At 43.5% G+C, this 14068-nt stretch carries 11 protein-coding genes; 1 reads left to right on the top strand and 10 read right to left on the bottom strand.

The genetic code is table 11. The annotated features are described in order from the left end of the window. Positions 1–11: 11 nt before the first annotated feature. The 8 genes from argS to DXB73_RS08740 all read right to left on the bottom strand — a co-directional run bounded on the left by argS (position 12) and on the right by DXB73_RS08740 (position 9989). Positions 12–1778 carry an arginine--tRNA ligase gene (gene argS / locus DXB73_RS08775; RefSeq protein WP_118690843.1) on the bottom strand — a complete coding sequence of 589 codons (1767 nt, stop codon included), beginning with the start codon at positions 1776–1778 and terminating at the stop codon, positions 12–14. Between the two features lie 24 nt (positions 1779–1802). After that, positions 1803–3116: a 3-phosphoshikimate 1-carboxyvinyltransferase gene (gene aroA, locus DXB73_RS08770; protein ID WP_118690842.1), complete on the bottom strand. Its 1314-nt coding sequence runs from the start codon at positions 3114–3116 to the stop codon at positions 1803–1805. Between the two features lie 183 nt (positions 3117–3299). Then, positions 3300–4811, bottom strand: a complete 1512-nt coding sequence (locus DXB73_RS08765; protein ID WP_118690841.1) for a glycoside hydrolase family 43 protein — start codon at positions 4809–4811, stop codon at positions 3300–3302. Between the two features lie 247 nt (positions 4812–5058). Beyond that, positions 5059–6003, bottom strand: a complete 945-nt coding sequence (locus DXB73_RS08760; protein ID WP_022024070.1) for a transketolase family protein — start codon at positions 6001–6003, stop codon at positions 5059–5061. A 19-nt stretch (positions 6004–6022) separates the two neighbouring features. After that, positions 6023–6850 (bottom strand): transketolase, encoded by an 828-nt coding sequence (locus DXB73_RS08755; RefSeq protein WP_022024069.1) that lies wholly within the window; start codon positions 6848–6850, stop codon positions 6023–6025. Positions 6851–6888: 38 nt separating this feature from the next. After that, a complete protein-coding gene (gene fsa / locus DXB73_RS08750) occupies positions 6889–7548 on the bottom strand; it encodes a fructose-6-phosphate aldolase (protein WP_022024068.1) in 660 nt (219 codons plus the stop codon). A gap of 177 nt (positions 7549–7725) precedes the next feature. Further along, positions 7726–9480, bottom strand: coding sequence for an aryl-sulfate sulfotransferase (locus DXB73_RS08745; RefSeq protein ID WP_118690840.1), 1755 nt, complete (start codon positions 9478–9480; stop codon positions 7726–7728). A 71-nt stretch (positions 9481–9551) separates the two neighbouring features. Further along, positions 9552–9989, bottom strand: coding sequence for a thioesterase family protein (locus DXB73_RS08740; RefSeq protein ID WP_118690839.1), 438 nt, complete (start codon positions 9987–9989; stop codon positions 9552–9554). A gap of 250 nt (positions 9990–10239) precedes the next feature. Between DXB73_RS08740 and DXB73_RS08735 the strand changes: the two genes are divergently transcribed. After that, positions 10240–12075 carry an ABC-F family ATP-binding cassette domain-containing protein gene (locus DXB73_RS08735; protein ID WP_118690838.1) on the top strand — a complete coding sequence of 612 codons (1836 nt, stop codon included), beginning with the start codon at positions 10240–10242 and terminating at the stop codon, positions 12073–12075. 158 nt (positions 12076–12233) lie between these two features. Here DXB73_RS08735 and DXB73_RS08730 read toward each other — a convergent pair whose 3' ends face one another. After that, on the bottom strand, positions 12234–12434 hold the full coding sequence (locus tag DXB73_RS08730) for a cold shock domain-containing protein (RefSeq protein WP_022024673.1): 201 nt from the start codon (positions 12432–12434) through the stop codon (positions 12234–12236). A 150-nt stretch (positions 12435–12584) separates the two neighbouring features. Continuing rightward, complete coding sequence (locus tag DXB73_RS08725) at positions 12585–14063, bottom strand: alpha-L-fucosidase (RefSeq protein WP_347559530.1); 1479 nt, start codon at positions 14061–14063, stop codon at positions 12585–12587. Between the last annotated feature and the right edge of the window lie 5 nt (positions 14064–14068).

Below are 14068 nucleotides of genomic sequence, written 5' to 3'. Positions count from 1 at the left end.
CCAAATATATACTACATGCGCTCCGGTGCTTCTAATCCAAGCAGATCAACTGCAGTCTCCAATACATTCACGACAAGTTTGCTAAGGCAGATATGAGAATTTCTTAGTGCTGCATCTTCATTTGCAACGATCTTGTTCTCATGATAAAACTTGTTGTAAGCATCAGATAACTCATAAATAAACTGGCAAATCTTGTGCGGTGCCTGCTCCTCATAAGCTGCCTGCACGATCTCACCCCATTTTGACAGAGACAGCATAACATCTGTTGCACTCTTATCGGATGCCGGAAGAATTGACACCTGCTCATCTACTTCGATTGCATTTTGTGCTACCTTGGCAATCAAAGATTTGATACGAACGATTGTATACATAATATATGGACCTGTGTTACCCTCGAATGACGTAAAGCGGTCGAGATCAAACACATAATCTTTGGATGCCTGATTGCTCAGATCACCATATTTGATTGCTGCAAGCGCCACTTTGGCCGCAACATCAGCTCTCGTCTCATCGTCCATATCTCGGTCAGCCATCTTATCCGATACCTGTGCGGTCACATCCGCAAGCAGATGCTCCAGTCGAAGCACACCGCCATCTCTCGTCTTAAACGGCTTACCGTCTTTACCATTCATAGTACCAAAACCGACAAAGATAAGATCAACATCATCACCAATGATCTTGGTCTTCTTAGCACAACGGAATACCTGTTCAAAATACAAAGACTGTCTCTTGTCTACCACATAAATAATACGGGTTGGATCAAATAATTTACGACGCTCAACGATCGTTGCTAAATCGGTCGTATTATAAAGTGTCGCACCATTCGATTTCAAGATCATACACGGCGGGATTTCTTTCGTGTCTGTCTCTTCTTTTACATCCACAACAAGTGCACCGTCATCAATATGTGCGTATCCGCCATCTTTCATTCCCTGCACCATATCCGGGATATATGGCTGCGCATCAGATTCTTTCTTCCAAAGGTCAAAGTCAACATTTAACTTTGTATAAATCTTACGCAGATCTGTAACCGATACGTCTATAATATGCTTCCAAAGCGCCAAATAACCTCTTCTGCCTGCCTGTAGCTGTGCAGTTGCTTCCTGTGCCTCTTCTTTGTAATCCTCATGCTCTTTGGAATATCCGCTTGCATACGGATAAATTTCTTCCAGATCACTCATGGTAAATGGCGGCTCTGTCGGGTATTCCCCCTCATAAGTATTATCAAAATAGACTAACTCCGGTTTGCGATGCTTTAACTCTGTAATGATCAGACCGATCTGCAGCCCCCAATCACCCAAATGTACATCACCAACTACTTTATGACCAATGTATCGTGCAGTACGCTTAATGCTCTCGCCGATGACTGCAGAACGCAAATGACCCACATGCAGCGGCTTTGCAACATTTGCTCCGCCGTAATCGATCACGATCGTCTCTTTCTTAGCCGGCTGTTCCAAACCAAACTTGTCTGCAGTGCGCATCTCATTAATATACGCTGCCAAAAATTCTCCACTGACTGTCATATTGATAAATCCAGGTGCCTGTGCCGCAATTGCTGCAAATGTATCACTCTGTTTTAATAATTCAACAATCTGCTCTGCCATTTGAATCGGTGCTTTGTGATACTCTTTTGCCATGGCAAGTGCACCATTGCACTGGTACTGGCACAAATCCGGGCGATTGGAAATCGTCACCTTAGCGTACTTCCCATCATAGCCTGCCTTCTCAAATGCCTGCTTTACTTCTTCCTGTAATACATCAATGATTCCCTTCATATTGTTTCTATTCCTTTCCTTCCATCATTTCTGATTAAATATTATTGAAAATACATTAAAATAATCTGCAAATGTTTTTCTGCAGCATCCCGGATTCAAGATCTCAACCCCCGGTGTGCGCAGTCCTGTCACTGCAAACGCCATGGCGACGCGATGATCCTGATACGTTTCGATCTGTGCGCCCTTTGGCTCTCCCGGATAGATTGTGACACCATCTTCAAACATATCGCAGCGAATCCCCATACGCTCTAACTCTGTCACGATCACGTACAAGCGATCCGATTCCTGTTCCCGTATGTGGCTGACTCCCCGTATCGTCACCGGAGAATCGGCAAACGGTGCAATCGCTGCTAACGTAAGCGTCTGATCCGAAAAATCACTCATATTGATATCAATACCATGCAGCACCCCATTAACCGGTCCGGAGATCTTAAGTGCCGGCTCTCCGGTTTCTTCCATGTGTCCCCACTGCTTGGTACAGCCCATCTGTTCCAATACGTCCAAAAAGCGCATATCTCCTTGCAGCGAATCCTTTTTCATAAAACGTACCACGGTGCTTCCTCCGGTCACTGCTGCCGCCGCATAGAAATAGCAGGCTGCAGATACATCCGGCTCCACAACGTACTCTCTCGCCTCATAGTCTCCTCTACGCACCTGATAGCAATCCGCTTCATGCTTTAATACCCCGGAATGTCCAAACTGACACATCATATGTTCCGTCATTTCCACATAAGATCTTGCACTGCGTTTACCGGTAAGTTCTATCGTAAGCATGTCGATCGCAGTCGGCGCTGTCATCAATAATGCACTTAAAAACTGACTGCTTTGATCAATATTTAGCTGCACGCGGTACTCCCCGTATCTTTGCCCCATTCCATAAACTTCCATAGGAAAGCGATACGGCTCACCAAGCCACGTAAAGCGTGCGCCTAACTCCTCCAGTGCCCGCAATAACTCCCGCATCGGTCGTTTATTCATTTGGTCGGATGCATTCAAACGATATCTGCCCGCTGACATTGCAACAAAAGCGGTCAAAAACCTGGCTGCTGTTCCCGCACTCCCAACATAAATTGTTGCCTGCTCCTTCGGGATCTGTCCTCCAAACCCTCGAATCCGAACGGTACATGCCTCCTGATCAGCATGTACATCAAATCCTAAATCCTGTAAAGCTGTAAGAAAATGCAAGGAATCCTCACTAAATTGAACTCCGTGTAACAGAGTCATTCCCTCCCCCATTGCCGCAAGCAATAGTGCACGATTTGTCATACTTTTAGAACCCGGTACCTGTACACAAACCTCCATCGGTTCTTCCAATGGCTTTACTTTATATGTATCCATGTAAATCCTCACTTTTTATCTCTTTTTGCAACCTACCTTTTAGAATAATCGGTATAAGAGCTTTTGTCAAATCTAATACACAAAAAGCGCTCTTGTACACCTGTATAAGGGACAGAACGCCTTTTGCTGTATATCAACTTTTTTAAGAATACTAATTTATTGTGTCAACTGATTCTCTAACTATCAGTGTCCTTTCTGCGTCCAGGTAAATTCTGTAAACTCAGCCTTCTTACCTGTTTCATCAATAACATACATTGCCAAAAGAACTCCTGTAAAACCTCCGGCAACTTCCGTAGATAGATATTTTGCTCTTGCCTTGCCTAAATAAGCTGCATCGGCTCCCTGTCCACAATAGAAGTGATACCATTCGTGTTCACTCACAATGCGAAGATGATATTCAGAAAGATCCTGTGGAAGTGTTACTTCTCCCGCAATACCGATCGCATCTCCTGTACGTAAACGAAGTTTTGCTTTCACACCATCTTCTTCCCGGAAGATCGCCACATCGTAATGCTGGCTCTCATCCATGTAGCAGGTGATACCTGCCTCTTTTGCATCTGTCTTTAAGGCAACAAGAAGTTCTGTCTCAAACTCTGACTGACGGATTCCCAAAAATGTCGGAATATCCTCCTCTTCCAGAGTTACTTCACTTCCGGTCAAAGTGATCGAATGGTCACCAAATTCATAGCGGGTCTCATCATAATCTCTCATATAACACCATCTTGGATCTCCTTCACCAAGTGTGTCCAAGGAAACATCATAAATGCCATCCCGTTTCTGCACTGCTTTAATGCCCGGAATATCCATTTCCGGATATACGGCTCCATTTTCTCCGGCTTCAAACCAGCCGTCTTCACGCCAATGAACACCTACCAAGAACGTTTCTCTGCCTAAATGGTGGAATGGAGACCACTCACCATTCTGACGGAATCCTAAGCAGACCATAAATGTATTGCCTTCCTCATCCTGTACCAGATCACCATGGCCAATACCCTGAATACGGTTCTCATTACCACCCAAATTACGGTTGGTAAGTACCGGATTGCCCGGATAGGATTCAAATGGTCCATATGGATCTTTACTTCTCGCATAAGTTACCATATGACCATATTCTGTACCGCCCTCAGCAACCATCATGTAATACCAGTCACCGATATGATACAGGTGTGGAGACTCCAGATAACGTCCACCATTACCACTCCAAACCGGTTTCGTTGGCGTTAATTTTTCTCCGGTCTCAACATTGATCTCACACTGCATAATACATCCCTTGCCATCCGGTCCATTGCCATTGGATGTAAAGTATACCTTGCCATCCTCAAAAAACAAAGATGGATCAATACCATCCTGATCTACAAAGATCGGATCAGACCACTCTCCATAAATATCATCTGTATATACATAGAAGTTTTTCTGAAATGTATTATTATTGGTAACCATATAAAAACGTCCATCATGAAAACGAAGTGTCGGCGCAAACACACCACCGGAACTGTTTACTTTATGTAAATTCACCTGTGTTTTGCGTGTCAGACAATGTCCGATCAGCTTCCAGTTGACCAGATCATCACTTTCAAAAATCGGCACTCCCGGAAAATACTGAAATGAACTGCAAGCCAAATAAAATTTGCCATTTGCACGGCAGACACTTGGGTCCGGCCAAAAGCCTCTAACAATTGGATTACTAACTACCATAATTTGTTCCTCCTTTGAAAAAATTCCCTTTGAAAAAATTGATCATACGTCTACTATATCTTAAACCTGCCATTGTCGCCATAACTTTTGCGACATATTTTAGCACAAAACGGACATCACAATCTCCATTCGGATCAAACACAATCTTGACAATGTCACGCCACATAACAGCAATTTCCTATCAATCAAAAAAGGCAGGAAAGCTATTGCATTTCCTGCCTTTTCGTTATATTATCATCTACTTTGCTTACGCTTCTACAAAAGCCTTTACCTTCTTGTAAATGCCCTCGCTGTCTAACTCATATTTCTTGAGCAGCTCAACTGCAGGACCAGACTCACCAAAGGTATCATTGACACCAATCTTATATACCGGTGTCGGTGCCTTAGCACACAGACAGTCACAAACCGCACTGCCAAGTCCGCCAATAATGGAATGTTCCTCAATTGTAACTACCTTGCCTGTTTTCTTAGCTGCGCTGACAACCAGATCCTCATCCAACGGCTTGATCGTATGAATATTGATGACCTGTGCGTCAATGCCATCCTGTGCCAACTTCTCAGCAGCAACCAATGTCTCCGAAACTTCCAGTCCGGTTGCGATCAATGTAACGTCTTTACCCTCGCGAAGAACAACACCTTTGCCAAGCTCAAACTTGTAATCCGGATTATCATTGATCACCGGCACTGCCAAACGGCCAAAGCGGATATATACCGGTCCCTCGTGATCAAGTGCTGCCTTAACGGCTGCCTTGGCTTCTACATCATCGGATGGATTCATCACAACCATTCCAGGAATCGTGCGCATTAACGCCAGATCCTCACAGCACTGATGCGTTGCTCCATCTTCACCAACGGAAATACCGGCATGTGTTGCACCGATCTTTACGTTCAGCTTTGGATATCCTACGGAATTACGAACCTGCTCAAAAGCACGTCCTGCCGCAAACATTGCGAAAGAACTAACAAATGGAATCTTGCCTGTTGTTGCAAGTCCTGCCGCAATACCTACCATGTTACACTCTGCGATACCACAGTCAATATGTCTATCCGGAAATGCCTTTTTGAAAATGCCGGTCTTAGTTGCTGCAGCAAGATCTGCATCTAATACGACCAGATTTGGATATTCTTTACCAAGTTCTGCAAGGGCATTACCATAACTTTCTCTTGTAGCAATTTTCTTAACCTCTGCCATTTTAATCCTCCATTCTGCCTTATAATGCTGCTCCGGCTTTCTCTAACTCTTCCATTGCCTGTGCATACTGCTCATCGTTCGGTGCAGAACCATGCCAGCTTGCCTGATTCTCCATGAAAGAAACGCCCTTTCCTTTGACACTCTTGGCAATGATCGCCGTTGGCATTCCCTTTGTCTCACGAGCCTCACGGAATGCAGCATCAATCTGCTCAAAGTCATGTGCATCAATCTCAATAACATGGAAATTAAATGCCTTAAACTTGTCCGGGAGCGGATATGGAGAACATACATCCTCAATATCTCCATCGATCTGTAAGCCATTGTTATCAACAACAAACACCAGATTATCTAACTTTCTGGCACCTGCAAACATCGCAGCTTCCCATACCTGACCTTCCTGCACCTCACCATCTCCGAGTACACAATATACGCGGTAAGATGCATTATCGAGCTTGCCGGCCAGTGCCATTCCAACTGCTGCAGAACTTCCCTGTCCTAAAGATCCACTGGACATATCAACACCCGGAATATGCTTCATATCCGGATGTCCCTGCAGATAAGAACCTACATGACGCAGCGTCGTAAGATCCTCAACCGGGAAATAACCTCTATGTGCTAACGTAGAATATAATGCCGGTGCAATATGTCCCTTTGATAACACAAAACGATCTCTATCTGCTTTCTTCGGATCCTTCGGATCAATATTCATCTCTTCAAAATATAAATAAGTTAAAATGTCTGCAGCAGATAACGATCCACCCGGATGACCGGACTTTGCGCTGTGTACTGCTGTAACGATTCCTTTACGAACCTCGTTTGCCATTTTCTTTAATGCTAATGTGTCCATAACTACCTCCTTGCCTGTCTGCGTAACGATGCTCTGATCTATTCACCAAAAACAGCCTTGTAATCTGCCTGGAATTTTGCGATTCCCTGATCTGTCAATGGATGTTTGGTCATCTGCTCAATAACCGCATATGGAACTGTAGCGATGTCAGCGCCGGCTAATGCACAATCTGTTACATGGATTGGATTACGGATACTTGCCGCAATGATCTCTGTGCTGATATCCGGATAGTTTGCAAACATATCAGAAATCTGCTCGATCAAATCAATACCCGGCATGGAAATGTCATCCAGACGGCCTAAGAACGGAGAAACGTAAGCTGCACCGGCTCTTGCTGCAAGCAATGCCTGATTTGCAGAAAAGATCAATGTTACATTACACTTGATACCTTCAGAAGATAATACCTTTGTTGCCTTTAATCCTTCTACCGTCATAGGGATCTTAACAACCATATTTGGATGTAATTTTGCGATCTCACGACCCTCTGCGATCATTCCCTCAGCATCTACGGTTGTTGCCTTAACTTCACCACTGATCGGTCCATCTACGATTGATGCGATCTCCTTAAGTACTTCTTCCTGGCTCTTGCCACCTTCTTTCGCAATTAAAGACGGATTTGTTGTAACACCACAAATCACTCCCATATCGTTTGCCTTTTTGATGTCTTCAATCTTTGCTGTGTCAACGAAAAACTTCATAAATAATCTCCTCCTGTAAATATAAAATGGATGCAGCAAACCCCATCTGCTGCAACATAAAACACTGTTTTCAGTATACCGCATTTTGTGTATACGGTCAAATAAAATCGCTATCCTGCATCACGTATTTCGACCAACCAAAAAGGGCAAAACCAGCGTTTTGCCCTTCTTCATTCTTTAATAAAACAAAAAACCTTTCCAGTCGTCTTTGTAAACACGGTATAATTTCATCGGCGCCGTATATTTTCGGATCAATTTGGCACCATTGTCTGTCTCATTGATCGACTTAGAATCACTGTCACAGTAGATCACCACTTTCTTATCGACGGTAACATTTCCCTCCGTCTCTGTATGAGGCAATGCCTTTTCTGACTGCAATTGATAGGTGTGCGACGTCTCATCTACCAAATAACGGCAATAATAAGAACTATTCTTGCTGCCCGCGCCTTTTCCCGCATTGTTATTTAATAATTCCAGCCGATAAAAACCCTCTCCGGATCCCTTCGTATATACAATACTGTTTTGTCCATAATGGGAACGGAACAGCTCTGCCGGCTTGGGCGTCTGTAAAATTGATTGAATAACCGGTGTCTGCGTTGGATCCGGATCTTCTCCGTCTGCCAACGTCTTGGTCAAAACCTTCTTCTTCAATCCTTTATAACTTTTCCACTGTGAGGCATCGGCAATAATATAGTCCACCGACGGCAGCAGACTGCCCACGCGGCTTACCTTGAAGACACTGGATAGCTTAGACGAACTAAGTAACAACTGGTTTGTCCCGGTACACTGGATCGAATCCAGCGAGATCCAATTTTTTGCATTGCCTTTCTTTTTGGCACGGGCATACACAGACTTTAACAGTGTATCCATATCCAACACCTGGCTAACCTTTTTGTTCTCCAGATCGATTTTTAACACCTTGCTGCCCACGGTCATATTTTTACGATCAGCTGTTGCCAACAGGTATACTCCGGCACTGCCATCGTATGCATATTCTCCTTGGAAATGGTATCCATATACCGGATACGAATGTGTTACCTGTCCAAGCCTGTTAATGCGCACCAAACAATTTTTACTACTCTGAACAACTAACGAGTCATAAATGATCTGCACATTGCGGCCTACATAGCCATCCGTTGGAATATTAGCACGCAGTATACCGGAATTGTCATACATGGTAATCGCATAATGTTTCTTTCCATCTTTACCTTTCCTGCCATCTGCAAAAACCACATACAACCCATTACTGATCGTCTGTTTGCTATAACCTTCTTCAACTGACAAGCGCCCTGCCAGACCGCTATCATCTGCCGGAAGTGTGATCTGCCATGTTCCCGTCTTCGATAACTCTCCTTTGGGACTATAGAAATTAACAGTTATATAATTTACACGTCCCGGAAGCAGACCGATGATCTGATATTCATGTTCCTTCGTAACATTTTCTGCGCCGCCATTAAATGGTGTACGTGTAAAATCCGCAATATTACGATCATCCACAGATACTGTATAACGACAGTATCCCTTCCCGTCACTCTTAAAATACAAATACATAGACTGCGAATTTGTTCCATATGGATTATATGCCCACAACGGCTTATCAAAAGAAAACTGCTTGTTCTTTTTTACCGTCGTCAACATCTCTTCCGCCTTCGTGCTCTGACTGCCGTCATATACCTGCTGAAGCCCTGTGGACGGTACCGTTACGACATTTTTATTATCGCCGCTTAGATAGAGTTGTTTTATATTTACTTTTTCAACCTTGTCAATTGCTTTTTGCCGGCTGTCAGGCAAAAGATCCCTCTCCTGCGCAAGCAGCTTCTCCTGTTTAGCTGCTTTCTGCTTTGATAAACGGTTCATGTTCCACAGGAACGTACCTAAGATTACGACCATGACCGTACTCGTGATCGCTACCACTCGCAATATTTTCTTCACTTTAATCCTCCATATTCCTGATAAGCCGATCTCTCAGACCATCAGGTATCTCCACACTGACAACGCCAATCCTATTTGTCTGTTGCCGTAATCACAAGTTCTTTCATTCGCTGATAAATCTCCGGGAACTGCCGCTTCATGCGGACCGGCTTCATTTCCTTATCTAGGAAGCAATGTCTGCTTTCCCCTTTGGTTCGAAGCTCTCCCTCACAATATATTTCATAGACAAACTGCATTTTGATCCCATCAAACTTTACCAAACGGGTATGTATCTGCACTTTATCTCCAAACAAAACCGGTTTAATATATTCACACGCTACCGATAACACCGGAATGATCAAACCATGTTCCTCCATTGCAGCATAGGATAATCCTACCTGTTCCATCATATCCAGTCTCGCCTCTTCAAAATATCGTATGTAATTGGAATGATGAACAATACCCATCTGATCTGTCTCATAATAATTAATACTTCGGTCGTATATTGTATTTCCAATGTTTTTACTCATCGAAATCCTCCATTCCTTTTGACATTATATGAATTTGCCTGTATCATAAGCAGGTACAGCAAATCCTAACATTTCTACATTACCAGGAACAATCCACTGTACCAGTATACCATATTTCATCCAAATATGACAGTACTCAAACTTGACACCTTCCGAAGTGAAGCATTAACCACATAATACTTATTATGTTGTCATGAAACGGACCAAAAAGTGGGCGGTTTGAGTAATAAATAAGCACGGAGGTATTCTGATGAATATTATCAATATTGAACATTTGACACATTCTTTTACAGAGAGACTGCTTTTTGATGATGTCTCTTTTTATTTGAGTGACAAGGATAAGGTTGGTGTGATCGGCATCAATGGAACCGGTAAATCCACCCTCTTAAAGATCATTGCCGGCAAAGAAACAGCTGACCGTGCTGACATCATTATGCAACGTGATCTGCGTATTGCTTATCTACCTCAGATCCCGGAATTTGCAGACACACATACGACTCTTTCCGGTGCGCTTCCGCTCACAGAAGAGATCAGTGATCAGCCGGAAAACTATATTCCACAGGCAAAGTCCATGCTGCATCAGCTCGGCTTTACAAGATATGACCAACCGATCACAGAATTGTCAGGCGGACAGCGCAAACGCATTGCTCTGGTACGAACTTTGCTGACGCCTGCCGATGTCCTGATCTTGGATGAACCGACAAACCATTTAGACAGTGCAATGGCAGAATGGCTCGAAAAGACGTTGCGTGCCGAATCGCGTCCTCTGATCATGATCACGCATGACCGCTATTTTTTAGATAGTGTGACCAATGCCATCGTGGAGATCGATAAAAGCAAACTATACCGCTATGAAGGCAACTATCTGTATTATCTGGAGCATAAAGCCATGCGCGAGGAAATTGCACGGGCAACCGAGCGCAAACGCCAAAGTATCCTGCGGGTAGAGATCGAATGGATGAAACGCGGTGCCAGAGCACGTTCCACCAAACAAAAAGCACATATTGCACGCTATGAGGCCCTGCGCGATATGGATGCACCCGTCACAGATGATACCGTCACGATCAGTTCTGTCTCCTCCAGACTGGGACGCACAACGATCGAACTGGATCATATAAGCAAGGCATATGAAGATGCTGTGCTAATGCAGGATTTCACCTATACCTTTTTACGTGATGACCGTATTGGGATTATTGGACCTAACGGCTGTGGCAAATCCACACTTCTTAAAATCATTTTAGGACAGATCACGCCCGATAAAGGTACCGTCACCATTGGACAAACTGTAAAAATCGGCTATTTCTCACAAGAAAGTACAGAAATGGATCCCTCTCTGCGCGTGATCGATTATGTAAAAGAAGGTGGCGAGCTTGTACAAACTGCCGATGGAACAATCAGCGCTTCAGCTATGTTGGAACGTTTCCTCTTTCCAAAAGATCAACAATACACCAAGATTGCAAAATTATCCGGTGGAGAACGTCGAAGACTGTATCTGCTCCGCATTTTGATGGAGGCACCTAACATACTGCTGCTCGACGAGCCAACCAACGATCTGGATATTGCAACCCTGACGATTTTGGAAGATTATCTGGATCAATTTGCCGGGATTGTGATCACAATTTCCCATGACCGTTACTTTTTGGATCGTATTGTCCGCCGCATCTTTGCCTTTGAAAAAGGTGGCGTGATCCGTCAGTACGAGGGCGGATATACCGATTATCTCGCTCATACCAATGAAGTCATAACCGTAGCCGATGCCGGAGCACAGGGGCATACTGATACTCAGGCAGTGGTCTCATCCGATGGTCCTTCCAAAAACACACGTGATAACTGGAAGAAAGGACATACCCATACTAAAAAAATGTCCTACCAGGAACAAAAGGACTATGAAACGATCGAACAGGATATTGCCTCTTTAGAAGAACAATTGGAGCAGCTGGAGCAGGATATTGTCGGCGCTGCAACAGATTTTGTCAGACTAAACGAACTAACTGCACAAAAATCTGAAATAGAAGCGGCTTTGGAGCAAAAAATGGATCGCTGGATGTATCTGGAAGAGCTTGCGGAAGAACTGGGTCTGAAATGAATTTTGCGTTAGGAAAGAGAAAAGGAGCAGCCTCTTAAGAGGACTGCTCCTTTGTGGTTACAACCTGTGATAAATTTCTTAACTTTAATAAACAAATAATTATCTATAAAAATCAGAATGATTCATGCATTGATTATAACTCTTGATAAAGAAAGCAATTAGCCAATCTTTACCACATTAGATGCCTGAGGACCTTTTTCACCATTGACAACGTCGAATTCTACCTCTTCGCCTTCGTCAAGAACCTTGAATCCATCCATCTGCAAAGCGGAGAAATGTACGAATACATCATTTCCATTTTCATCTGAGATGAAGCCAAATCCTTTTTTTGCATTAAACCATTTCACTGTACCCTTCATTGTACTGCCTCCTAAAAAACTAAATATAATCTATGTTCCCGAAGTAATCTCCCCGGAAACAAACAACACACTTAAAGTACCACATAATAGTCGGGGTGTCAATGCTGTTTCTCCGTCTTTTTTATCGAATACGAAAATTGTAAAACCCCTTTACTTCAAACGCATTCTGTATACAACAGGTTTATCACTGTCGACAAATGGCGCATGAATGATCATCTTATCTGCTTCGCGTGTATACACAGGTTTCTGATCGTAACCAAGTACACTAAACTCTGTGATAATACCATGAAAATCTTTGCTTTCTTCACCCATACTCTTGACGATCACGTCTTCGCCATGCTGCTGCATTGGAATAATATAAATGCAATCCTCACGACAGGTGAAACGTACATCCGTGGAATCAAAGTCTTTTCTTCCCTCTTCCGAAAACATTCCCTCAACCACTTCCGTATTGCCTTCTGCCTGAACACGCCAAGGATGACTGTCGTAAATGGCCTCTCCGTTGACATCAAGCCATTCTCCGATCTCATTGAGCATCTGCACCTCTTCCTCACAAATGCTGCCATCTGCCTTTGGTCCGACATTTAACAACAGACAGCCGTTTTTGCTGACAATGTCTACCAGATCCTGCAAAATATCTTTGGTCTGCTTAAAACGGTTCTGCTCCGTATAACACCAAGAATTAAACGCCATAGAAGTATCTGCCTGCCAATAAAATGGCTTTGCCTCTGAGAAATGACCGCGTTCCATATCTAAGATCGCTGTGCCAAGCATCATTGCATCATGCTTATAGGAAATAGCCACATCCATTCCCCATTCTACACCACGATTATAATAGTAAGCTGCAAACTTTTTCAAATATGGTTTTACCGATTCATGCTGAATCCACCAGTCGAAATAAACCATGGCAGGACGATATTTCTCAACCAACTCCACATTTCGTGCAAGCCAGTCTTCCATGAAGTCTTGTGGTGGCGCCGGACTAAAAAGATCCTGATTGTCCGGTTCCGGCATAGCCGGATAATAAAAATCACCCAATTTCATTGGCTGCTTGATATCGCTGTCAAATTCACAACCATGTCCCATAAAAAATGCGTGTTCTACACGGTGATTAGACTCACAAAAGATCATATCTTCCTCTTGGATCGCCTCTTTCAATTCACCTAAGACGTCACGCTTCATTGCCATTTTCACGCTTGTCCAATCGCTGATCTCGGAATCATACATCTGAAATCCGTCATGATGCTCTGCGACCGGCATAACATACTTTGCACCGGCTTTTTTGAATAGTTTTGCCCACTGTTTCGGATCAAACTTTGGCGCCGTAAACATTGGTATAAAGTCCTTATATCCAAATTTCGTATGTTCTCCAAAGTTTTTGCGGTGCCATTCCCATTCTTCCATGTCCTGAATATACATATTACGGGAATACCATTCATTATTATGAGCGGGTACGCTGAATATACCCCAATGAATAAAAATGCCAAATTTCGCATTTCGAAACCATTTTGGTGCCTCATAGGCAGCCAACGAATGCCAATCCGGTTTGTAAGGACCTGCTGCAATTACATCATCCGCAATTTTTAAATATTTCTCCTGTACTGTCATGTCGTCAAATTCCTTTCTCATAATCA

It is taken from the genome of Clostridium sp. OM05-6BH, from assembly GCF_003481635.1.
Lineage (GTDB): Bacteria > Bacillota > Clostridia > Lachnospirales > Lachnospiraceae > Butyribacter.
Note: the sequence above shows the minus strand (reverse complement) of the source record. Positions and strands in the feature narration are given on the sequence as shown.

Bases quoted from the DNA above. Each gene is read 5' to 3' on its own strand.
- argS (WP_118690843.1), bottom strand. From the start codon at position 1,778: ATGAAGGGAATCATTGATGTATTACAGGAAGAAGTAAAGCAGGCATTT.
- aroA (WP_118690842.1), bottom strand. From the start codon at position 3,116: ATGGATACATATAAAGTAAAGCCATTGGAAGAACCGATGGAGGTTTGT.
- DXB73_RS08765 (WP_118690841.1), bottom strand. From the start codon at position 4,811: ATGGTAGTTAGTAATCCAATTGTTAGAGGCTTTTGGCCGGACCCAAGT.
- DXB73_RS08760 (WP_022024070.1), bottom strand. From the start codon at position 6,003: ATGGCAGAGGTTAAGAAAATTGCTACAAGAGAAAGTTATGGTAATGCC.
- DXB73_RS08755 (WP_022024069.1), bottom strand. From the start codon at position 6,850: ATGGACACATTAGCATTAAAGAAAATGGCAAACGAGGTTCGTAAAGGA.
- fsa (WP_022024068.1), bottom strand. From the start codon at position 7,548: ATGAAGTTTTTCGTTGACACAGCAAAGATTGAAGACATCAAAAAGGCA.
- DXB73_RS08740 (WP_118690839.1), bottom strand. From the start codon at position 9,989: ATGAGTAAAAACATTGGAAATACAATATACGACCGAAGTATTAATTAT.
- DXB73_RS08735 (WP_118690838.1), top strand. From the start codon at position 10,240: ATGAATATTATCAATATTGAACATTTGACACATTCTTTTACAGAGAGA.
- DXB73_RS08730 (WP_022024673.1), bottom strand. From the start codon at position 12,434: ATGAAGGGTACAGTGAAATGGTTTAATGCAAAAAAAGGATTTGGCTTC.
- DXB73_RS08725 (WP_347559530.1), bottom strand. From the start codon at position 14,063: ATGAGAAAGGAATTTGACGACATGACAGTACAGGAGAAATATTTAAAA.